Raw genomic sequence first — 21,436 nt, forward strand, 5'->3', positions numbered from 1 at the left:
ATTCATCTTGATTTTATTTGTGGAGTCATTATCAAATACGAGGTCATTTTCAACTAGATCAAAAATCTCATTACTTTTTGCGTTCTCAAGGAGAAGAAAAAGACCTGCATTTGATGTTAGATTCTTAGCTGTGAAATCAATTTTATTAATCATAATTTAAACCCCTTTTTCTTCTTTTGTTACTATTATTGTACCATATATCGACTCATAAAAGCTGATAATTCAACACATTTTTGAGCATTTTTCTTTCACCCAATGGGTGAAAGCTGAATTTTGAAGGAACGTATATTTATCAATGCTTTGAGGGTGGTTTATAAAGTACTGACGTAGAATCTCAGTATATTGGAGGTGGCAATTGCTTAATGTATGAATTGGGAAAATACAGAAGCACCTAATACAGTAAGCAATCCCGATACTGCTATGGAAAGGCTGCTCATGGCACCTTCAGTTTCACCCATCTCCATGGCCTTTGCTGTGCCGATGGCGTGAGACGAAGTACCTATGGCGATTCCTTTGGCCAAGGGGTTATTTATTTTAAATAGCTTGCAAAGGAATTCTGCGAAAATATTCCCTAATATTCCTGTTATAATTATTACCGCTACAGTTAAAGTGACGTAACCACCTAGTTCCTCTGAGACTCCCATACCTATGGCAGTGGTAATGGATTTCGGCAGCAATGTCACATATTGTTGATGATTTAGTCCAAACATAAGAGCCATAGCTAAAATTGAGCAAAGGCTAGTTAGTACACCAGATAGAATTCCTAAAATTATAGCTTTCCAGTTGTTTTTCAGCAATTCTAGTTGCTCATATAAAGGAATAGCAAGACAAACAGTTGAAGGAGTTAAGAGATAGCTTAGATACTTTGCTCCTTCGTAATAAGATTTATAATCTATTTTTCCCAATAATAAGATTGCAATAGTGGATATGATGGAGATGAGCAATGGATTAAAAATGGCCAACTTAAATTTATCTTTCAAAAACATACCAAAACTGTAGGATAAAATGCTGACCATTACACCAAAGAAGACAGAGTGTGTTAGAAAATTGTTCATTTACGTATTCCTACCTTTCATTGCGTTTTATTATGACTTGAGTTACAGTTCCAGATATTGCCATAACCAAAATTGTAGAAAAAATTGTTATTATGGCAAAAGGAGCCCAAACAGGTTTAATTATATTCCAAGACTCCAATAGTCCAACAGCTGCTGGAATGAACATAAGAGGCATAATTTCAATTAAGAATTTTGAAGTTTCTCTTACGCTGGATAGTTTTATTGTATTAGTTTTTAAACAGAGAAACATTATAACAAGGCCGTATATGCTAGCAGGTACAGGCAAGGGTATAATGTGATTAAGGATTTCTCCTAAAAATGAAATAATAATTATGATGCTGAATTGTTTTATAAACTTCATGCTTTTACCTCCAGGTTTCAAAGTTTTAATACTAATTTAAAATATCACAGCTAGATTTTCGTGTCAAATGGGGATGAAAAATACATAATTATGTAAAGTATACGCAAAATGAAACGAATATTAAGATAAATGAAGGGAGGTATATTTATGAGAACCATTAAGGGAAAAATTATTGGTGTTTGTTTATTGCTGTTTGCCATATGCATTTTTGTAATATCTTTTATAGGATACAATACTTCTAAAACAAATATCACTGAACAAACTCTGTCTAAAATTGAAAATGAGGCCAACACTTATTCAGCAAGATTTGAAGGGTGGCTAAATACAAAGGGTGAAATAGTAGATGAACTCAGCAGTGATTTCGAAGGCATAAAAAAGTTTGACAAAAGTACATTGGAATTTTTGTTTGACAAGAAGATTGAGCATAATGAGGGGGTAGTTTCAGCTTACATAGGGTTAGAAAACAAAACTTTTATTGATGAATCATCTACAGATATACCATCTGATTATGATTGCACTACAAGGGATTGGTATATGGAGGCTTTAAAAGAGGATAAACTGATGTACACGTCTCCATATATAGATGCCATTACAGAACAGATGGTTCTTACCATTTCTAAACAAGTAAAGGATAAGGGTAAAGTAATTGGCGTTGTTGGAATTGATTTATCTGTAGATTACTTGTTAGATGCAACTAGAAACGTAAAATCAGGCGACAGTTCCTATGCTTTTCTTTTGGACAAGGATGGAAATTTTGTTACCCATCCCAATAAGGCATTTCAACCAACAGAAAAAGGAGCTTTTAATTTTAACAAAGTTTTAGATGGCAGATTTAAAAAAATTGGCCAAGACATAAGAAAGGATAATAGTATTAATATTGAGAAGGACTATGATGGTATTAATAAATACTTTGTTACCTCAAAAATAAAGGCTACAAATTGGACCTTTGGTTTTGCTGTTCCAGAGGACTATGTGATGAAGCCAATCCAAGAGCTTTTAAACAAGTTTGTCATAGCTATTGTAATTTGTAGTTTAGTAACAGTGACCTTACTATTCATTATAATAACCATTATATTTAAGCCATTTAAGCAGATTGTAAGGGATTTAGAGAAATTTGCAGAGGGTGACTTCACTAATGAGAGATTGAAGAAACCTAGTAAGAGAAATGACGAAATAGGAAAGATAAATAACTCTTTGCATAAGGTACAAGCTCAATTAACTAAAGTTATTGCAGAGATATTAGATAATTCACAAAGCATCAGTGCATTATCAGAAGAACTTGCAGCCACGGTGGATGAGCTATCCTCTAGAGCAGAAAGCATTAATAATTCAGTAGTTACAATTACGGGAGGTATGGAGGAAGCTAGCGTTGCAGCAGATGAAATAAGCTCTTCAATTGAAGAAGTTGATGCTAGTGTAAACGAATTGTCTTCAAAGGCTATGATAGGTCATGATAATTCTAACCAGTTTAAAAAACGAGCTATAAATGTAAAGAATAGTAGTGAAGAAGCTATAAGAGGAAGTAAGAAAATATATGAAGAAAAGCGAAAACATATGGAAAGAGCCATAGAAGAAGGCAAGGTTGTAGATAGCATAAAGGTTATGGCTGATACCATAGCAAGTATTGCATCGCAAACAAATTTACTTGCTTTAAACGCAGCCATAGAAGCAGCTAGGGCAGGGGATCAAGGAAGAGGATTTGCTGTAGTAGCCGAGGAAGTTAGAAAACTTGCAGAACAATCTTCGGAGGCTGTAACTAATATTCAGGAAACCATTGTTAAGGTGCAGGGAGCATTTAAAATTAGTATTGACACAGGTAGCGATATTTTAGATTTTATTAATAATGAAGTTAATGAACAATTTGATTCTTATGGTGAGACAGGTAATCAATATTATAATGACGCAAATTTCGTTGCTGAGATGTCAGAAGAACTTGCAGATATGTCTAAACAGATTACATTGGCAGTAGGTCAAGCTAGCGAATTTGTGCAACGTATGGCGTTAAATTCAAAAGAAACAAGTGGTAAGGCAGAGTATATAAGAGAAAGTATGAAAGAGACAACAAAAGCAATAGGACAGGTTTCCGTGGCAGTTCAAAATCAGGCAGAATTAGCTCAACATTTAAATGAAATGGTACAAAAGTTTAAAATATAGTTAAAGTATAAAAATCATCAACTGAATTAATATAAGTTGATGATTTTTTAATGTATAATATAAGTTAGAAATAATTTTTTACATAGAAAGGGGAATGTTTATGGGTAAGAGCAATATTATAAAAAATAAATATTATCTGTTTTTAACTGAATTTTTTGCCGGCATGTCGGTTATGGCGGTGGAGCTAGGTGCTAGTAGGCTATTGGCTCCATATTTCAGTTCTTCTCAAATTGTTTGGACAATTATTATTGGTACTATCATGATTGCCATGGCTTTGGGAAATATATGGGGTGGCAGAAGTGCAGACAAGGATCCCAATCCCGATAAATTATATATGCGTCTTATTATTGCGGCAGTTTGGATTGCGGCTATACCAGTGGTGGGCAAATATATCATTATAGGTGTATCTGCCTTGTTGGTAGTGACTATAAGCAACAATCTTTTAATTATTGCCGCTTTTCTAGCTTGTATGATTATTTTTGTGTTTCCACTTTTTTTACTGGGCACTGTGACACCATCTCTTGTAAAATATACGGTTAATAGCTTGGATGACAGTGGCAAGGTAGTGGGAACCCTTGGTGCATATAATACTATTGGAAGCATAATCGGAACTTTCCTTCCTACTTTTGTTACAATACCTGCTGTGGGGACAGCCATAACCTTTCTAATATTTTCTGGAATACTTCTTATTATTGGAATTATTTATTTTTTAAATAATGGAAGGAAGAAAAAAAAGGTTGTTATAGCTTTCTTTGTATTTCTGTGCTGTAGTATCATTGGATCAAGTAGTAGTTTTGCCTTTTGGGAAAAGTCTTTGATTTATGAGGGGGAATCAATATATAATTACCTTCAGGTTAAAGAAAACAAAGACAATGTGGTGTTGTCAACCAATGTTTTATTCGGAGTACAATCTATCATGGTTAAGGATGGATCTTTAACGGGAATGTATTATGATTATGCATTGGCGGCTCCATTAATGTCTGGAATTGTAGATGAAAGGGGTGGGGATATACTAATACTTGGCATGGGCACGGGAACATATGCAAAACAGTGTCATAAATACTTTAATAATGTGGATATACAAGGGGTGGAGATAGATAGCAAAATTACAACGCTGTCCACAGAGTACTTTGATATGGATAAAGATATTGATACAATAACTTATGATGGGCGGGCATATCTTCATGCCACAGAGAAAAAATATGATGTAATTATGGTGGATGCCTATCAGGATATAACAATTCCCTTTCAGATGTCCACAGTGGAATTTTTTCAGATGGTAAAGGATCATTTAAAAGCTGATGGAATTATGGTAGTAAATATGAATATGCATACAAATGAGGATGGCAGCATTAACTCTTATTTAGCAGATACCATCTCCAGTGTTTTTGGGGACGTTCAAACTATAGATGTGCCAAATTGTACAAACAGAGAATTATTTGCTAAAGCTAATGGAAATATGAAAGAGGCTTTAAAAAACAATATAAATTCTGTTGAGGACGAGGACTTGCAAAAACTCATGATAAAGGTGAGGGATGAAATTTCTGAATATAAAGCAGGCAACTACATTTTTACTGACGATAAGGCTCCAGTAGAATTGCTTGGTATGAAAGTAATCGACAAAATCGTACAAAAAGAAATAAAATACTACAAGGATGTTTTTAAAAAAGAAGGATTAAAGGGTATACTCAACATAAATTAGCTGATATATGGTTTATGGTAAATATATGAATATTGTTATGGAGATAATAATGAAGAAAATTTTAGGTAGAACATACAAATATTATGGAAAATTATTGATTATATTTATTGCAGGTGTTTGTTTTTTAATATGGCAAAACAACAGTATTGTTATATCAAGAATTAATTATAGTAATTCAAAGATCTCCAAGGAGTTCAACAATTTCAAGATTGCCCACCTTTCCGACTTACATAATAAAAGCTTTGGTAAGGGTGGAAAAAATATTATAGACAAGCTAAAAAATATGAAACCAGATATAATTGTAATAACAGGGGATCTAATAGATAGAAGAAAGTATAACCTTAATATAGCTATGGAACTAGTGGACAATGCGGTGAAAATCTCTCCTGTTTACTATGTTTCTGGAAATCATGAAGCATGGTCAAAAAAATATGAAGATATAAAGGGCAAATTGTTGTCATCAGGTGTTAAAGTTGTGGATAATGAAGTTCTTAAGATTTATAAGGGAAATAGCTATATAAATTTAATGGGCCTTAGAGATCCAGATTTTCTGACCTCTGACTATCTTGAGGGCACTGATGTTACTGAAGTTGAAGAAAATCTCTGCAAATGGAAAGAGTGTGAGGGCTTTAAAGTTTTGCTTTCACACAGGCCTGAACTTTTAAAGTTGTATAAAGATTATAAAATTGACCTTATTTTTTCAGGACATGCTCATGGTGGGCAGATAAGGATTCCGGGAGTAGGCGGAATTGTTGCTCCGGATCAAGGATTATTCCCTAAATATACTAGTGGAATTTATAAAGAAAATCATACAAGCATGGTGGTTAGCAGGGGGCTTGGAAACAGTATTTTCCCCTTTAGAATTTTCAATAGACCGGAGATTGTAGAAGTAACCTTAAAAGTCCAATGATAACTTATTAAAAATTAAGTGATAATTTAGTTCTATATAAATGTTAGAAAATATAAATTTTACTAATTTCGACAAAAGATAAAAAAATGTGTTATAATAAAAACCTACAGTAAAAGGAGGGTTATTATGCATATAAAAAAGATATTGGAAACGGTAAAGAGCAAAAGTATTTTAGCAATAGCAGTTGCCATATCGCTTTCTACAGTTGTAGCGTTCGCTGGTTTTAAGACAATTAGAAACAATAGAGAAGTATCGTTGAAAAAGAACAACGAGGTATCAAAAGAGTTAAGCACATCAAAGCCCATAATACCTTATGAAGATAAGAAGACGGCGAAAGATGTGAAGGTTTTAAAACAACAGGAAAAAGAAGAAAAACAAGTTTCCAAGATTAATGAACAAAAAAATGTACAAGCTACAAATAAAGTGAAGAAGAATTTGAACAATAAAGATTTAAATAGAACTAATGTTTACAAAGCTACAGAGAAACAGTATCAAAGTAAAATTGTACAGCCTTTGAAGTCTGAGACCCTGGAGCTAGAAAGTTGCGAACTTCAGCCAACAGGGGATAAAGTAACAGATATTAAAACAATTGAACAAAAGTCACCGACAAATTCTACGTCAACTAAAACTCCAACTCCAACTCCAACTTCAACCTGGACTCCCACTCCAAAACAGAAGAATCCAGCGCAGTCAGTGGAGACGGTTAAGGAAAAATCTAGTGATAACGTGGATATCAGCGGATTAGAACCATTGCCAACTAAGTATAATATTTCAGTAAGCGGTTCACAGGAACAAATAATACTTAATTTGCTTAACAGTAAAAGAAGACAAGCGGGTCTAAAAGAGTTAGTGATGGACAATACTTTGTTGAAAGTTGCTAGATACAAAAGCAATCACATGATTCAATATGACTATTTTAATCACAGCACTCCAAAAGGCGAATTGTGGTATGATTGGCTTAGAAAGATAGGATATAAGTACAGTGGCACAGGAGAAAATATTGCGTACAACTACTCAGGTGGAGAGCAGCTATTTAATCAGTGGTGGAATTCCCAGGGGCATAGGGATAATATGATGAATCCTAGCTATACAAAAATTGGAATTGGTGTTGTGTACAATAAGGACAAAGGTGTTTATATGGGAACACAAACCTTTGCAAATTAAATATTAGTATGTAAGATGCGCAGAAAATATAAAATTTCTGCGCATTATTTTTGGGCCCTGTTATACTTTCGAATGAAGATGGGAATAATAAATTATAATGTGAATATGTATATAAATAGTAAAGTATATTTTGGAGGTAATATTATGAAATTTAAACCTTGGATGATTGTTGTAGTAATTTTAGCCGTATTGGGGATCTTTGTAGTAGCTCAGTATAACGGTTTAGTAAATCATGAAGAAACAGTGAATTCAAAGTGGTCTCAAGTGGAGAATAATTTAAAGAGAAGAGCGGATTTGATACCAAACCTTGTAAGTACTGTTAAGGGGTATGCTAGTCATGAAAGCAATGTCTTAAAGGAAGTTACTGATGCCAGAACTGGGTATGAAAAGGCAAAAACACCAGAGGAGTTTGCAAAGGCAGAGGCAAACTTAAAAAGTTCTATTAATATGGTGATGGAAGCTTATCCGGATTTAAAGGCAAATGCTAGTTTCTTGTCATTACAGGATGAATTATCTGGAAGCGAAAATAGATTAACTGTAGCAAGAATGGATTACAATAATGCCGTTGAAAATTACAATAAATCCATAAGAAGATTTCCAAAAAATATTTTTGCTGGAATCATGGGATTTCATGAGAAAGAATATTTTCAGATTACAGAAAGCGATGCAGATACACCAGAAGTGAAATTTTAGGAATGGTGATTTTATATGATCAAAAACTGTTTTAGAAAGTTATGTTGCGTTTGGGTGTCTATTTTTGCTATAATACTATGCTTTTGCCTAAAGACTAATGCTGCAGTGCCAAAGCCTAGCAGGGATTTTTATGTGTATGATGATTACGGCATTTTAAGTGAAGATGTTAAGAGCTACATAATAAGTACAAACACTAGTTTATTTGATAAAACGGGAGCACAAATTGTGGTGGCACTTGTAAATTCCCTTCAGGGGCGGGACATAGAATCTTATACGGTGGATATGTTTCGCTCATTTAAAATTGGCTCTAGTGAGAAAAATAATGGCATACTTTTGCTTTGTGCTATCAACGACAGCAAGGTAAGGTTAGAAGTGGGATATGGGCTAGAAGGGGCACTACCTGACAGCAAAGCAGGTAGAATTTTAGATGAATATCTCATTCCAAGATTTAAGACAAAACAATATGAAGAAGGAATAATCGATACGTACAAAGCTATATTGTCAGTAGTTCAACAGGAGTACAATGTGGAAATAGATAAATCAATTCCATCACAGGATTACGTGGTAGATGAGAAAAGCACGATTAGAACTGCCATACCTATAGCAATTATTTTATTACTAATAATCATGGATTTATTTCTTAATAGAGGCAGAATAATTAGAAGTTTGCTTTACATCATAATATTTTCTGGTCGAAATAATGGTGGAGGATTTGGTAGCGGTGGCTTTGGCGGTGGAGGTTCAGCAGGAGGGGGAGGTTCTTCTGGTGGTGGTGGAGCCTCTAGAAATTTTTAAGAATTTGTGGTATAATTGTTTCTTAGAAATATTTAGGTGATTACATTTGTGAAAAATTAATTGTGAATTATTTACTTCAAGGGCATTATAAGATATGATATTGATATACTTAAAATATTAAGTAAGGAGATGAGAAACGAGGATGAATGATAAGGATATACAATCTTTATTGAATAAAATTTTGGAAAACCAATCTTCTATGAAGTCGGAAATGGATTTTATTAAAACAGAAATAACCTCCATGAAAACAGAAATAACTTCCATTAAAACAGACATAACTTCTATGAAATCAGAAATGGCTTCTATAAAGAATAATCTTGAAAGAAATACACTGATGCTAGAGAAAGTCCATACGGATGTTAAAACCATAGCAGAAGTTCAGGGAGCTTTTTCAGAACAGATGGAGAGAGCTAAAACTAGGGATGGTAAATCCTTAGATGAAAGATTGGATATAATAGAATTAGCTATTACTAATTCGCATAATTTGGTAAAAAATATTAGCGATAAAATTGATGATCTTTCTCAAGACGTAATCCTTGTTGAAGCTGTTAGTGGAAAAAATATGAAGGATATTGCGCATTTAAAATTAATAAAATAAACAGACTTCTTAGCTCCAGGTTGAGTTTTAAATTCACCTAAAGCTAAGAAGTCGTTATCTAGGGGCGTGTCTCATGTCATCGACTTCCTATAAGAGGCGGGTGTGTTATACCGTCTAGCCATCAGATAAATCGCTGAATTATGAAATTGAAAGGGGAGCCGGCAATTTTGAGCTAAGCTCCTTTCTAATTACATGATTTAAAAATTATATCTGTCTAATTTTGTAGTACAGAAGGGAGATTAAGAACTTATGAAAACAGCAATTATAACAGACAGCAATAGTGGTATAAATGAAGTGACGGGTAGAGAGCTTGGGATATTTGTTATACCTATGCCTGTTATTATAGATGGTAAAATTTACTATGAGGGAGTAAACATCTCTCAAAGTGCATTCTATGATAGTCTTACAAGTGGCAAAAATGTTTCCACCTCACAGCCATCTCCAGGCGATGTAATATGTGCATGGGAAGATGTTTTTAAAAAGGGATACGATGAAATAGTATACATACCTATGTCTAGTGGTCTTAGCAGTTCATGTCATAGTGCCATTGGACTTGCAGAAGATTATGATGGTCGGGTACAAGTAGTGGACAACCATAGAATTTCTGTTACTCAGCGGCAATCAGTGTTAGATGCAAAAAAACTTGCGGATAAAGGATGTAGCTCCACTGATATTAAGGTTAAACTTGAAGAATCAGCCTATGAATCAAGTATTTACGTTGCTGTGGACACTTTAGAATTTCTTAAAAAGGGTGGACGAGTAACAGCCGCAGGAGCGGCAATTGGAACAGTGCTCAATATAAAGCCTGTTCTTACTATTCAAGGTGATAAATTAGATGCCTTTGCTAAAATAAGAGGGATGAAAAAGTGCGAAAAGAAGATGTTAGAAGCTATAAAGAATGACTATGAGACGCGCTTTGCAGGTGTTGAGGCTTCATCTATAAGTATTGGAGCTGCTGGCACTTTTGACAATCAAAAAATGGCGGATGAATGGTTTAATGCCGTAAGAGAGTACTTTCCAGGAGCATATGTATTCTACGATCCACTTACCTTTAGCGTTGGGTGCCATGTAGGACCTAATTCGGCGGGTATAGGCATATGCAGGATTATAGAGTAGGAATAATACATAAGTAATAATTAATTTTATATAAAATGAGGTGAGTATTAATCATGGCACACCAGTATACAAGAAATTTAATTAGAGATACTTTTGTAAAGATGCTTAATGAGATCCCATTGAATAAAATAACAGTGACCAATATTGCCAATGAGTGTGATATAAATAGAAATACCTTTTATTATTATTATCCTGATACCTATGCCATAGTGACAGAATTATTTCAAAATGAAATCCAAAAGGTCATAGATGAGTATAATGATACCCTGTGCTGGGAAGATGCATTTCTAAAGGCTACCAACTTTGCATTGAAAAATAGAAAGGCCATATACCATATTTATAATTCATTGCATAGAGAGGTATTAGAAAAATATATTTTTGATGTGGCAGGAAATGTAATGGTTCGTTATGTGGATAAGATAGGACGCCATATAGGAGCTGTGGATGATGATATAAAACTCATAGCTTTTTTGTACCAGAGTGCATTAACCCAAATGGTTCTTCATTGGATTTCAACGGGGATGAAGGAAGACCCAGAAAAGCTTATACGAAGGGTAGGAAAGCTATTTGACGGAAATATAGAGTTGTCCCTTAAGCGAAGTGAATCTTTAAAAGATAAGTGGTAAATACTTTTTAAAAGCAGTGGGAAATATAAAACCTCACTGCCTTTTTTGACAACTAAAAACAATTTTAATATGACTACCGATGTGATAAGATTAAGAAAGAATAAAAATTAAAAAAGGAGCGAGTATGAAATCAGAGATATTTACTAATAAGGAATTGAAAAAATTAATCATACCTTTGCTCATAGAGCAGGTTTTAGCTATATCGGTTGGTATAGCGGATACCATGATGGTGTCTTCAGCGGGAGAGGCGGCTGTATCGGGTGTATCCTTGGTGGATATGGTGGTGGTAGTTATAATCAACGTGTTTGCAGCTTTGGCCACAGGGGGTGCAGTTATATCTTCACAGCTCATTGGGAAAAAGGATGAGAAAGGTGCCTGTGAATCTGCAAGTCAGTTGGCCACTATTACAGTGATAATTTCCATGGCTATAACAACTCTTTGCCTTTTATTTAAAAGAAATTTGCTTAATCTTTTATTTGGCGTCATAGATAATGATGTTATGGACAATGCAATAACTTACTTTACTATTTCAGCCCTATCTTTTCCATTTTTGGCCTTGTACAATTCCTGTGCAGCTTTGTTCAGATCCATGGGAAACTCCAAAGTGTCCATGATAATATCTGTAATTATGAACATAATAAATATAGCTGGCAATGCTATATTAGTTTTAGGTTTAAAAATGGGAGTTGTTGGTGTGGCTTTACCTTCTTTGATTTCAAGAATGGTGGCAGCTGCTGTGATGCTTGTACTTATATGCAACAAAAAATATATGATACATATTAAAATTAAGGACTGTTTCCATTTAAATATTTCCATGATAAAGAAAATACTTTATATTGGAATTCCCAACGGCATAGAAAATGGCCTCTTCCAATTGGGTAGAGTAATTGTGGTGAGCCTTATAGCCACCTTTGGTACTGTGCAGATAGCTGCCAATGCTGTGGCAAATAATATAGATAATTTGGGCATAATTCCAGGTCAGGCTATGAACTTAGCCATGATAGCAGTTATAGGAAGATGTGTTGGGGCTAGAGACTATGAAGCAGTAAAATTTTACATTAAAAAGCTTTTGAAAATAACTTATAAATTGATTTTTGGCTTGAATGTGATTATGTTCATATGTTTACCTTGGATATTAAGTGTGTACAACTTATCACAGGAAACTATTAAATTGGCTACCACACTTATAGTAATTCACAATGGATTTGCCATGCTTTTGTGGCCTTTAGCTTTTACATTTCCAAATGCACTGAGAGCTGCCAATGATGTGAAATTTACCATGGTGGTTTCCGTGTTTTCCATGTGTGCCTTTAGAATATTATTTAGTTACATCATAGGAAAAGGGCTAGGATACGGTGCCATTGGTGTGTGGATTTCTATGATTATAGACTGGATTTTTAGAATAACTTGTTTTGCCATAAGATACAAAAGTGGAAGGTGGAAGGATACATCCTTAGTTTAATTTGATAATTTAATAATAGAGTTAGCATGAATTATAAAAAACAATGGATAAAATGAAAAATTCACGTATGAAAATATTGACTGTATAAATAGTAGAGTTTACAATGAACTTGTGGTGAGGTGTGAGATATAATGTTTCTTGCATCAAACCCAAATTAAAAATTTAAAAATCAATTGTACTGTACTTGAGGGTTCGTCCCGAGAGAGAAGGCTATTGCATGACGAATATGAAAATATAGGTCCTACTATAGGTCTATTTTCTTGTCCCCGCAGTTATACTTCTGTGGGGATTTTTTTTATTATAAAGAGAATTTAAATCTGAAGGCTAGAAGTCTTTATCTTAAGAAGAGAGGTGGAAATAACATGGAGACGCGTATTGCAGTCATTGGTATAATTGTTGAAAACCCAGAATCAGTGGAGAAATTAAATGCCATTCTTCACCAGTATGGTAATTACATTTTAGGCCGTATGGGTGTACCTTATAGGGAAAAAAACATGTCCATTATCAGCATTTTCATAGATGCGCCATCGGACGTAATCAGTGCACTCTCAGGGAAAATTGGTATGTTAAAAGATGTGAGTACAAAGACTATCTACTCTAAGACTGGAGGAGATAAATAAGAGATGACCATTATTAAGGAACTTGTATCAAAATTGGAGCAAAAGGGGATTTTATCTCCAGGGGAATTTGAAACTTTAATAAATGAGAGTTCAACGGATGACAGGGAATTCTTGTATGAAAGAGCTAGGGAAAAAGCCAAGGTTTATTATGGCAATAGCATATATATACGAGGTCTCATTGAACTTACGAATTATTGCAAAAATAACTGCTATTATTGTGGCATAAGACGGGATAATAAAAACTTAAGTCGATACAGATTAGAAAAAGAAGATATTTTAAATTGTTGTCATAGTGGGTATGAACTAGGATTTAGGACTTTTGTCTTACAAGGAGGAGAAGACGCTTATTATACAAAACAGCTACTTGTAGATATTATAAGTGAAATTAGGAATGTGTATCCACAGTGTGCCGTTACCTTGTCCTTGGGTGAAAGAACTTGTGAAGATTATAAGGCATTTTTTCAGGCGGGTGCCTCAAGATATTTATTAAGGCATGAAACAGCCAATGAAGAACATTATAGAAAGCTTCATCCCAATAGTATGTCCTTAGAGCATCGTAAAGAATGTTTGTGGAATTTAAAAAGTATTGGCTATCAAGTTGGTACCGGATTTATGGTGGGTTCACCTTATCAGAATGTTCACCATATCATCTCTGATTTGGAGTTTTTATATCAGTTGAAGCCTGAAATGGTTGGTATTGGACCTTTCATTCCCCATCATGAAACCCCTTTTTCGGATTTTAAAGCTGGAACTATGGAACAGACCACAGTGCTGATTGCTATAATCAGGCTCATGTTTCCCAACGCTTTGATTCCATCCACCACTTCTTTGGCAACGGTAAGTCCACAGGGGCGACTAAAGGGTATTTTAGCCGGGGCCAATGTGGTGATGCCAAATTTATCTCCATGGCAGGTAAGAAAAAAATATATGCTTTATGATAATAAAAAATGCACAGAAGAAGAGGGGGCAGAAGGCTATAAGGATCTGGCAGAAGCTATAAAAAGCATAGGATATAAAATAGTAGTGCATAGAGGAGATTATAAGCCAATATAAAATAATAATAAATAAAATACAATAACGGGGGTACAAGCAGATGTATAAAATTGATTCAAAAGTAGCAGAGGAATTCATAAATCATGAGGAGATAAAAGAGACCTTAGAGTATGCTAAGAATAATAAAAACAATAGGGAATTAATAGAGAGTATTTTAGAAAAAGCAGCGAAAATGAAGGGCATATCCCACAGAGAGGCAGCTGTGCTTTTAGAATGTGATATGGAGGATGAAATTCAGAAAATGTATCAGCTTGCCAGGGATATAAAAGAAAGGTTTTACGGTAACCGCATAGTTATGTTTGCCCCTTTATACCTTTCAAACTACTGTGTCAATGGATGCACATATTGCCCATATCATATGAAAAATAAACATATTGCCCGTAAAAAGTTGTCTCAAGAAGAAATAAGCCGTGAAGTAATTGCTTTGCAGGATATGGGTCATAAGCGTCTTGCTTTGGAATTAGGGGAGCATCCAGAAATCAACACTATGGAGTATATTTTGGAGAGTATAAAAACTATTTACAGCATAAAACACAAAAATGGTGCCATAAGGCGTGTGAATATTAATATTGCCGCCACCACAGTGGAGAATTACAGAAAATTAAAAGATGCTGGTATTGGCACATATATTTTATTTCAGGAAACTTATAACAAGGAAAGTTATGAGATGCTTCATCCTACAGGGCCTAAGAGCAACTATGCATACCACACGGAAGCTATGGATAGGGCCATGGAAGGTGGCATCGATGATGTAGGAATCGGGGTATTATTTGGTCTTAATATGTATAAGTACGACTTTGTAGGTCTTATGATGCATGCAGAACATTTGGAAGCTACCTTTGGCGTTGGTCCACATACCATCAGTGTACCTCGTATATGTCCAGCAGATGATATTGATGTAGATGCTTTCTCCAATGCGGTACCAAATGATATTTTTGAAAAAATCGTGGCTCTTATTAGAATAACGGTGCCATATACAGGTATGATAATATCCACAAGAGAATCTAAGAATATGCGAGAACGTGTATTAAAACTAGGTGTATCACAGATTAGTGGGGGTTCAAAGACTAGTGTTGGTGGATACGCTGATGAGGAAGAGGAACATGAGGATTCAGCTCAGTTTGATGTAACAGATAGGAGAACCCTAGACCAAGTAGTAGACTGGCTTTTGGATATGGGACACATTCCAAGTTTTTGTACGGCTTGCTATAGAGAGGGACGTACTGGTGATAGGTTTATGAGCCTTTTAAAATCAGGACAAATTGTGAATTGCTGTCATCCTAATGCACTTATGACCTTAAAAGAGTATCTTATGGATTATGCTAATACTGATACAAGGGCAAAAGGAGAAAAGCTTATAGAAAAGGAACTTTCGAAAATAACCAATGAAAAAGTAAGAGAAACCGCTACAAAATATATAAAAGATATTGAAAATGGAAATCGCGATTTTAGATTTTAATCATGGTTAGAAAGGATATAATATGTCAGAGCTAAATAAAACCCCATCAGGGAATAGAATTCATATATGTATTTTAGGGCGTCGAAACAGTGGGAAATCATCATTGATCAATGCCTTAACTAATCAGAATACAGCACTGGTTTCTGATGTGCCAGGAACCACCACAGATCCCGTATATAAGGCCATGGAGTTAAATGGCATAGGACCCTGTGTATTTGTGGATACAGCAGGCTTTGACGATGAGGGAAGCCTTGGAAATATGAGAGTTGCTAAAACAGAAGAAGCTGTGAAGAAATGTCATATGGTTTTTATGGTTTTTGGTAATCAGGGGCTACAATTGGAAGAACAATGGATAGAAAAATTAAAGCAAGATAATGTGCCTGTAATACTTGTGTTTAATGAAAGACAAGGTAATGCAGAGGCAATAGAGAAAAGAAAACTAGAAATTGAGGAATATTTCAAATCTCAGTGTATTGTGGTAAATGCCAGTACTTCAGCCAATGTATCATCATTGTACAAAATCATTGGCGAGAATCTTCCAGAGGATTTTGAAACAAGAAGTATTACGGAAGGGGTTGTATCACAGGGAGATAGAGTACTTCTAGTTATGCCCCAGGATATTCAAGCACCCAAGGGTAGACTTATACTGCCACAAGTACAAACTATACGAGATTTACTAGATAAAAAGTGTGTGGTTACAAGTACTACGGTGGATACACTGGATAAGGCATTGGAAACTTTTCTTTGTCCACCAGATGTTATTATCACAGATTCCCAGGCATTCAAAGCTGTATATGAAAAGAAACCAGAGAAAAGCAAACTCACTTCTTTTTCCATACTTTTTGCCGCTCATAAGGGTGATTTAAGTTACTATATAGAAAGTGTAAAGAAAATAGAATTCTTAAATGCGCAATCGAGAATTTTAATTGCCGAAGCCTGCACCCATGCACCTAAGGAAGAGGATATTGGAAGGGTAAAGATTCCTAATATGCTTAGAAAGCGCATTTCTCCGGAAATTAATATAGACTTTGTAAGAGGAACAGATTTCCCAAGAAATCTTTCACAGTACGATTTAATTATCCATTGTGGAGGATGCATGTTTAATAGAAAATATATTATGAATAGGGTAAATGAGGCGAAAAACCAAGGGGTACCCATGACTAATTATGGCGTGGTCATGGCATACATCAGTGGAATATTGGATAAAGTGAGCATGTAAAAAAATGAACTGTCACCGTATATTAAAAAACAATAAGCTATGTAATTCTGCTTAAAGTTGACTTAATTAAAAAATAAGAATATAATGAATATAGATTGTGCGAAGGCGCATGAAGGGGCACACCACCACGGGTGTGGATTTCCTTCATGCGCTCTTTTTTTGTGCATAATAAAGGGGGTGGAGTTTTAAATGAGAGTAAATGGTGAGGAAGTTACATTAGAGGAAGCTCAAACCTTAGAGCAGTATCTTATAAATAATGGATACAGAAAAGAAAGAGTAGCTGTGGAAATCAACGGAGAAATCATTCCAAGAAATTTATATGCTACAACTACACTTAAAAGGCAAGACACCATAGAAATTGTGCATTTTGTTGGAGGTGGCTAAGTATGTATATTCCCAATGAAGAAGAGTTTCAGAAGGTATGTGATCAGCGATTTTCAAAAGATATGTATAAGCTTTTGAAGGGGTCTAGTGTTGCCATAGCAGGACTTGGGGGCCTTGGCTCTAATATAGCTGTAATGCTTGCTAGAAGTGGTATAGGAAAATTGCTTTTAGTAGATTTTGATACGGTGGAGCTAAGCAATCTAAATCGTCAGGTTTATGATGTGCGTCATATCGGCATGAAAAAAACAGAAGCATTAGCCAGTAGGTTAAAGGAAATAAATCCATATATAGAACTTGAAACTTTGGATATAAAAATAAGCGAAGAGCAGGTTTATGATATTTTCTACCAGTACAAATATGTTTGTGAGGCCTTTGACAAAGCTGAAACTAAGGCTATGTTTGTAAATAGTCTGCTGGAAAAATGTAAAAATACTACGGTTATATCGGGGTCAGGTATGGCTGGGTACCATGATGCTAATAATATATGCACAAGAAAATTGGGACGACGATTGTATATTTGTGGTGACAATAAGAGCGACATAGAAGATGGTATTGGGCTTATGGCTCCTAGGGTTGCTATATGTGCAGGTCATGAAGCCAATAAGGTCATTGAACTTATATTGAAAGATAAAAATATTGGAGGAATGGAAAATGAATAATACAGGTGAAAAGATAAATAAGGATACGTGGACTGTAGGTGGGCATGAATTTACATCTAGGTTTATACTTGGTTCAGGAAAGTACAATATGGAACTTATAAAAGCAGCTATAGACGATGCTGGTGCGCAGATGATAACTATGGCTCTTAGAAGGGTAGGAACAGCAGGAAGTGGAGATATTTTAGATTATATTCCAAAGAATATTACACTTTTGCCAAATACATCAGGGTGCAAGACAGCAGAAGAAGCCGTAAGAGTGGCAAGATTGGCAAGAGAATTGGGCTGTGGAGATTTTGTAAAGCTAGAAGTAATACACGATTCAAAATATTTGTTACCAGATAACTATGAAACAATAAAGGCCACAGATATTCTTGCAAAAGAAGGATTTATTGTTATGCCATACATGTTTCCGGATCTTAATGCGGCAAAAGACCTAGTAAATGCGGGAGCAGCTTCTATAATGCCACTTGGTTCACCTATTGGCTCTAACAAGGGACTTTGTACAAAAGATTTTATTAAAATCCTTGTAGATGAAATAAAACTACCCATAATTGTAGATGCAGGTATTGGAAAGCCATCACAAGCTTGTGAGGCCATGGAAATGGGAGCCACCGCTGTTATGGCTAATACAGCCATAGCTACGGCTGGAGATATTGTACTCATGGCAAGGGCTTTTAAAAATGCTATAAAGGCAGGACGAGAAGCTTATCTTTCGGGGCTTGGACGAGTAATTGAAAGTGGTGCCAACGCTTCGTCACCAGTGACAGGATATATTGGAGTAGATATGGAATAATTGTAATACTGGGTGTAGTGAATAGTTAAACACAATATGATATAATACTAATGGGTTAAATAAATCCATTGTAGGAGGACACTAATTTGGTAAATAACAGATGGAAAAGTTTATGGAGTTTATTCGTAACATTTTTGAAGATAGGAGGTTTTACCTTTGGCGGTGGATATGCCATGATTCCTTTGATTCAGAAAGAGGTTGTGGATATAAAAGGTTGGATTTCAAATAGTGATGTTCTGGATATTATAGCTATTGCGGAATCTACTCCAGGACCTATTGCCATTAACTCTGCCACCTTTGTCGGATATAGAGTATGTGGTGTTTTAGGAGCTGTATGCTCTACCCTTGGTGTTGTAATGCCATCCTTCATAATAATATACGCACTATCCTATGTCATCACTGAATTTCAGCAGGTTCAAGCGGTGAGTTTTGCCTTTAATGGTATAAGGGCAGGTGTGTTGGCTTTGATTATAAAGGCGTTGATATCTATGTATAAGCAGTGCCCAAAGCATATTTTTTCTTATGTGGTAATTGCGGCGGCTTTTATATCTGTGGCATTTTTAAAGGTAAATGTGCTATTGGTTATTTTACTGTGTGCTATATCAGGGCTTGTAGTTACACTATACTCAGAAAAGAGGGCTAAAAGATGATTTTACTTAATTTATTCCTTACTTTTTTCAAAATAGGTGCTTTTACTTTTGGTGGCGGTTATGCTATGATCCCACTCATTCAAGGAGAAGTGCAAGCGAAGGGATGGATGACACTATCAGAAATAGTAAACTTTATTGCTGTCAGTGAAAGTACTCCTGGACCTTTTGCTGTAAATATGGCCACCTTTATTGGAACTAAGATGGGAGGAATACTAGGAGCTTTTTTTGCTACACTAGGTTTGGTGTTGCCATCTTTTATTATTATTCTTATTATAGCCAAGTTTTTTATGAATTTCCAAAATAATATAGAAGTTCGAGGAATAATGGCAGGGCTTAAGCCAGCGGTGATAGGTATGATTGGCGCTGCAGTAGTATCTATAGGGCAAACTGTGTTTTTCCCAAAAGGATTTGTCGTTAGTATCATGGGAACCTATGGATTTTGGTGCTCAGTTCTCATATTTATACTAATGTTGCTACTTATTAAGAAAAAACTTCATCCTATTTTAATTATAGTTTTGTCTGCCATATTAGGCATAGTATCGGGGTATGGAGGATTGATGTTTTCAATTTAATTTAGAATAAAGCATTTCAGATTATGTACTCTGAAGTGCTTTTATTACCTAAGTTACATTGAAGAAAATGGCTTAGAATGATATAATAAATTAATGTTATAAATATGAGGAGAGTGAGTATATCGTGCATTGCATCAGAAACATTAAAGAAGATATATTTTATGTGGGAGCTAGTGACAGACGGCTTTCTTTGTTTGAAAATACTTTTCCAATACCGGATGGTGTGTCATATAATTCCTATATTATATTAGATGAAAAAAATGTATTAATGGATACTGTGGATTCTTCAGTGGAAAAACAGTTTATGCAGAATTTAGAACATGTACTACAGGGCAAAAAGTTGGATTACGTTGTAGTTAACCATATGGAGCCTGATCACTGTGGAACATTACAAAATGTTATAGAAAAGTATCCTGAGGTAAAAGTGGTTGGTAACTCTAAAACCATGTGTATGGTTAAACAGTTTTTTGATTTTGATATAGATTCTAGAGCAATAGTCATAAAAGAAGGAGACACTTTATCTTTGGGGAAACATGTGCTGAAATTTTTTATGGCACCTATGGTTCATTGGCCAGAAGCTATGGTAACCTATGATGCTACGGATAAAATTTTGTTTTCGGCAGATGCTTTTGGAACTTTTGGAACTCTTGATGGCAATATCTTTGACGATGAAGTGAATTTTAAGTGTAAATGGATTGACGAGGCAAGAAGATATTATGCCAATATTGTTGGAAAATATGGAGTCCAGGTACAATCTCTGTTAAAAAAAGTTGTTGCTTTTGAGGTAGAGATGATAGCACCACTACACGGTCCAATTATAAGAGAAAATATAAAATATATTATAGGTAAATATGATTTGTGGAGTAGCTATAGACCAGAGGAATCATCTGTTTTGATAGCTTATGCATCTATCTATGGAGGTACAGAAAATGCTGCCAATGTTTTGGCATATAGATTAGGTGAGCTTGGCGTAAAAAATATTGCAGTGTACGATGTTTCCAATACTCACTCATCCTACATAGTATCTGAAGCTTTTAAATATAGCCATGCAGTTTTTGCAGCCCCAACTTACAACAATGGTATATTCCCCAATATGGAAACTTTGTTACTAGACCTTAAAGCACATAATTATTCCAATAGAACTGTGGCGATAATTGAAAATGGTTCTTGGGGGCCTGTATCTGGAAAACATATGAAGGAAATTATAGAATCCATGAAGAACATAAATATTATAGATAATACTATAACCATAAAATCTACAGTTAAGTCTTTACAAAAAGATGACATTGACAATCTTGCAGACACTATAGTTAAAAGCCTTCAATAGAATATTATTAGGTATAAAACATAGAGTAAGATAAATAGACATAATAAAGAGCGGTAAATATATT

General features: G+C 35.0%; 22 protein-coding genes and 1 pseudogene. 20 read left to right on the forward strand and 3 right to left on the reverse strand.

Features of this window, described 5'->3' with window-relative positions:
* From BUA73_RS13835 to BUA73_RS01530, 3 genes and pseudogenes are all read right to left on the reverse strand, one after another.
* A pseudogene (locus tag BUA73_RS13835) lies at window positions 1–153 on the reverse strand (IS1380 family transposase); the annotation flags it as partial.
* A gap of 206 nt (window positions 154–359) precedes the next feature.
* Complete coding sequence (locus tag BUA73_RS01525) at window positions 360–1,055, reverse strand: LrgB family protein (protein WP_072901564.1); 696 nt, start codon at window positions 1,053–1,055, stop codon at window positions 360–362.
* A 10-nt stretch (window positions 1,056–1,065) separates the two neighbouring features.
* Window positions 1,066–1,416, reverse strand: a complete 351-nt coding sequence (locus tag BUA73_RS01530) for a CidA/LrgA family protein (RefSeq protein ID WP_072901566.1) — start codon at window positions 1,414–1,416, stop codon at window positions 1,066–1,068.
* A 147-nt stretch (window positions 1,417–1,563) separates the two neighbouring features.
* Between BUA73_RS01530 and BUA73_RS01535 the strand changes: the two genes are divergently transcribed.
* The 20 genes from BUA73_RS01535 to BUA73_RS01630 all read left to right on the forward strand — a co-directional run bounded on the left by BUA73_RS01535 (window position 1,564) and on the right by BUA73_RS01630 (window position 21,372).
* On the forward strand, window positions 1,564–3,570 hold the full coding sequence (locus BUA73_RS01535; protein ID WP_072901568.1) for a methyl-accepting chemotaxis protein: 2,007 nt from the start codon (window positions 1,564–1,566) through the stop codon (window positions 3,568–3,570).
* 100 nt (window positions 3,571–3,670) lie between these two features.
* Window positions 3,671–5,272: a spermidine synthase gene (locus tag BUA73_RS01540; RefSeq protein WP_072901571.1), complete on the forward strand. Its 1,602-nt coding sequence runs from the start codon at window positions 3,671–3,673 to the stop codon at window positions 5,270–5,272.
* A 49-nt stretch (window positions 5,273–5,321) separates the two neighbouring features.
* Window positions 5,322–6,182: a metallophosphoesterase gene (locus BUA73_RS01545; protein WP_072901573.1), complete on the forward strand. Its 861-nt coding sequence runs from the start codon at window positions 5,322–5,324 to the stop codon at window positions 6,180–6,182.
* A 126-nt stretch (window positions 6,183–6,308) separates the two neighbouring features.
* The gene (locus BUA73_RS01550; protein WP_072901575.1) at window positions 6,309–7,346 is read left to right on the forward strand and encodes a CAP domain-containing protein; all 1,038 of its coding nucleotides are present in this window, start codon (window positions 6,309–6,311) and stop codon (window positions 7,344–7,346) included.
* 144 nt (window positions 7,347–7,490) lie between these two features.
* The gene (locus BUA73_RS01555; RefSeq protein WP_072901578.1) at window positions 7,491–8,039 is read left to right on the forward strand and encodes a LemA family protein; all 549 of its coding nucleotides are present in this window, start codon (window positions 7,491–7,493) and stop codon (window positions 8,037–8,039) included.
* A 15-nt stretch (window positions 8,040–8,054) separates the two neighbouring features.
* Complete coding sequence (locus BUA73_RS13980) at window positions 8,055–8,834, forward strand: TPM domain-containing protein (RefSeq protein WP_072901580.1); 780 nt, start codon at window positions 8,055–8,057, stop codon at window positions 8,832–8,834.
* A 142-nt stretch (window positions 8,835–8,976) separates the two neighbouring features.
* Entirely contained in the window at window positions 8,977–9,432 is a 456-nt protein-coding gene (locus BUA73_RS01565) for a hypothetical protein (protein WP_084671923.1), read from the forward strand.
* Window positions 9,433–9,681: 249 nt separating this feature from the next.
* Window positions 9,682–10,548, forward strand: coding sequence for a DegV family protein (locus tag BUA73_RS01570; protein ID WP_072901583.1), 867 nt, complete (start codon window positions 9,682–9,684; stop codon window positions 10,546–10,548).
* 53 nt (window positions 10,549–10,601) lie between these two features.
* Window positions 10,602–11,174 carry a TetR-like C-terminal domain-containing protein gene (locus BUA73_RS01575; RefSeq protein WP_072901585.1) on the forward strand — a complete coding sequence of 191 codons (573 nt, stop codon included), beginning with the start codon at window positions 10,602–10,604 and terminating at the stop codon, window positions 11,172–11,174.
* 124 nt (window positions 11,175–11,298) lie between these two features.
* Window positions 11,299–12,636 carry an MATE family efflux transporter gene (locus BUA73_RS01580; protein ID WP_072901587.1) on the forward strand — a complete coding sequence of 446 codons (1,338 nt, stop codon included), beginning with the start codon at window positions 11,299–11,301 and terminating at the stop codon, window positions 12,634–12,636.
* A gap of 362 nt (window positions 12,637–12,998) precedes the next feature.
* Window positions 12,999–13,256 (forward strand): TM1266 family iron-only hydrogenase system putative regulator, encoded by a 258-nt coding sequence (locus BUA73_RS01585; RefSeq protein WP_072901589.1) that lies wholly within the window; start codon window positions 12,999–13,001, stop codon window positions 13,254–13,256.
* Between the two features lie 12 nt (window positions 13,257–13,268).
* Window positions 13,269–14,309 carry a [FeFe] hydrogenase H-cluster radical SAM maturase HydE gene (gene hydE / locus BUA73_RS01590; protein ID WP_072902034.1) on the forward strand — a complete coding sequence of 347 codons (1,041 nt, stop codon included), beginning with the start codon at window positions 13,269–13,271 and terminating at the stop codon, window positions 14,307–14,309.
* Between the two features lie 40 nt (window positions 14,310–14,349).
* Entirely contained in the window at window positions 14,350–15,768 is a 1,419-nt protein-coding gene (hydG, locus tag BUA73_RS01595; RefSeq protein ID WP_072901591.1) for a [FeFe] hydrogenase H-cluster radical SAM maturase HydG, read from the forward strand.
* A 22-nt stretch (window positions 15,769–15,790) separates the two neighbouring features.
* The gene (gene hydF / locus BUA73_RS01600) at window positions 15,791–16,987 is read left to right on the forward strand and encodes a [FeFe] hydrogenase H-cluster maturation GTPase HydF (protein WP_072901594.1); all 1,197 of its coding nucleotides are present in this window, start codon (window positions 15,791–15,793) and stop codon (window positions 16,985–16,987) included.
* A 189-nt stretch (window positions 16,988–17,176) separates the two neighbouring features.
* A complete protein-coding gene (gene thiS, locus BUA73_RS01605; protein ID WP_072901596.1) occupies window positions 17,177–17,371 on the forward strand; it encodes a sulfur carrier protein ThiS in 195 nt (64 codons plus the stop codon).
* A 2-nt stretch (window positions 17,372–17,373) separates the two neighbouring features.
* On the forward strand, window positions 17,374–18,030 hold the full coding sequence (gene thiF / locus BUA73_RS01610; RefSeq protein ID WP_072901598.1) for a sulfur carrier protein ThiS adenylyltransferase ThiF: 657 nt from the start codon (window positions 17,374–17,376) through the stop codon (window positions 18,028–18,030).
* Between the two features lie 13 nt (window positions 18,031–18,043).
* Window positions 18,044–18,823 carry a thiazole synthase gene (locus BUA73_RS01615; protein WP_341465299.1) on the forward strand — a complete coding sequence of 260 codons (780 nt, stop codon included), beginning with the start codon at window positions 18,044–18,046 and terminating at the stop codon, window positions 18,821–18,823.
* Between the two features lie 86 nt (window positions 18,824–18,909).
* Window positions 18,910–19,473, forward strand: coding sequence for a chromate transporter (locus tag BUA73_RS01620; RefSeq protein WP_072901602.1), 564 nt, complete (start codon window positions 18,910–18,912; stop codon window positions 19,471–19,473).
* Window positions 19,470–20,045, forward strand: a complete 576-nt coding sequence (locus BUA73_RS01625) for a chromate transporter (protein WP_072901604.1) — start codon at window positions 19,470–19,472, stop codon at window positions 20,043–20,045. The genes BUA73_RS01620 and BUA73_RS01625 overlap by 4 nt, the downstream gene beginning before the upstream one ends.
* Before the next feature lie 124 nt (window positions 20,046–20,169).
* Window positions 20,170–21,372, forward strand: coding sequence for an FprA family A-type flavoprotein (locus BUA73_RS01630; RefSeq protein ID WP_072901606.1), 1,203 nt, complete (start codon window positions 20,170–20,172; stop codon window positions 21,370–21,372).
* Window positions 21,373–21,436: the final 64 nt, after the last annotated feature.

It is taken from the genome of Hathewaya proteolytica DSM 3090, from assembly GCF_900142225.1.
In the GTDB taxonomy this organism is placed as follows: domain Bacteria; phylum Bacillota; class Clostridia; order Clostridiales; family Clostridiaceae; genus Hathewaya; species Hathewaya proteolytica.

Coding starts and splice junctions, on each gene's coding strand:
- BUA73_RS01580 (WP_072901587.1), top strand. CDS start 11,299: ATGAAATCAGAGATATTTACTAATAAGGAATTGAAAAAATTAATCATA.
- thiS (WP_072901596.1), top strand. CDS start 17,177: ATGAGAGTAAATGGTGAGGAAGTTACATTAGAGGAAGCTCAAACCTTA.
- BUA73_RS01535 (WP_072901568.1), top strand. CDS start 1,564: ATGAGAACCATTAAGGGAAAAATTATTGGTGTTTGTTTATTGCTGTTT.
- thiF (WP_072901598.1), top strand. CDS start 17,374: ATGTATATTCCCAATGAAGAAGAGTTTCAGAAGGTATGTGATCAGCGA.
- BUA73_RS01550 (WP_072901575.1), top strand. CDS start 6,309: ATGCATATAAAAAAGATATTGGAAACGGTAAAGAGCAAAAGTATTTTA.
- BUA73_RS01570 (WP_072901583.1), top strand. CDS start 9,682: ATGAAAACAGCAATTATAACAGACAGCAATAGTGGTATAAATGAAGTG.
- BUA73_RS01565 (WP_084671923.1), top strand. CDS start 8,977: ATGAATGATAAGGATATACAATCTTTATTGAATAAAATTTTGGAAAAC.
- BUA73_RS01530 (WP_072901566.1), bottom strand. CDS start 1,416: ATGAAGTTTATAAAACAATTCAGCATCATAATTATTATTTCATTTTTA.
- BUA73_RS01625 (WP_072901604.1), top strand. CDS start 19,470: ATGATTTTACTTAATTTATTCCTTACTTTTTTCAAAATAGGTGCTTTT.
- BUA73_RS01585 (WP_072901589.1), top strand. CDS start 12,999: ATGGAGACGCGTATTGCAGTCATTGGTATAATTGTTGAAAACCCAGAA.
- BUA73_RS01575 (WP_072901585.1), top strand. CDS start 10,602: ATGGCACACCAGTATACAAGAAATTTAATTAGAGATACTTTTGTAAAG.
- BUA73_RS01540 (WP_072901571.1), top strand. CDS start 3,671: ATGGGTAAGAGCAATATTATAAAAAATAAATATTATCTGTTTTTAACT.
- BUA73_RS01545 (WP_072901573.1), top strand. CDS start 5,322: ATGAAGAAAATTTTAGGTAGAACATACAAATATTATGGAAAATTATTG.
- hydG (WP_072901591.1), top strand. CDS start 14,350: ATGTATAAAATTGATTCAAAAGTAGCAGAGGAATTCATAAATCATGAG.
- hydF (WP_072901594.1), top strand. CDS start 15,791: ATGTCAGAGCTAAATAAAACCCCATCAGGGAATAGAATTCATATATGT.
- BUA73_RS01525 (WP_072901564.1), bottom strand. CDS start 1,055: ATGAACAATTTTCTAACACACTCTGTCTTCTTTGGTGTAATGGTCAGC.
- BUA73_RS01555 (WP_072901578.1), top strand. CDS start 7,491: ATGAAATTTAAACCTTGGATGATTGTTGTAGTAATTTTAGCCGTATTG.
- BUA73_RS13980 (WP_072901580.1), top strand. CDS start 8,055: ATGATCAAAAACTGTTTTAGAAAGTTATGTTGCGTTTGGGTGTCTATT.